This is a genomic window from Paludisphaera soli, from assembly GCF_011064595.1.
Classification (GTDB): domain Bacteria; phylum Planctomycetota; class Planctomycetia; order Isosphaerales; family Isosphaeraceae; genus Paludisphaera; species Paludisphaera soli.
Map to the genome: position 1 here is coordinate 1 of NZ_JAALJI010000161.1, position 374 is coordinate 374.

Annotated in this window: 1 protein-coding gene; it reads right to left on the reverse strand. The window is 69.3% G+C overall.

What is annotated here, in order from left to right:
• A partial coding sequence (locus G6O68_RS32140; RefSeq protein ID WP_165253852.1) for a tetratricopeptide repeat protein occupies positions 1-374 on the reverse strand: 374 nt, incomplete at both ends.

A 374-nucleotide genomic window follows, 5' to 3' on the forward strand; every position in this document is an offset into this window, starting at 1 on the left:
CGCCTGGCGATAGGCGGCGGCCAGGTTGTTCATCCCGGCCAAGGTGTCGGGGTGGCCTTCGGCCAGTTCCGCCTTCATCCGCCCCAGGGTCTCCTCCAGCAGCGGCGCCGCCTTGTCGGGCCGGCCGGCGTACTGGTAGCTCACGGCGAGGTTGTTCATGCAGGCCAGCGTATCGGGGTGGCTCGGCCCCATCCGGGCGCGGACGAGCCGCAGGGTTTCTTCGTAGAGCGGCAGCGCCAGCTCCATCTTCCCGGCGGATTGGTAGGCCTCCGCCAGGTTGCTCATGGTGTTCAGCGTACTCGCGTGATCCGCCCCCAGGCGGGACTTCTGCCGGGCCAGGTTCTTCTCCAGGAGCGGCAGGGCCCGATCCATCG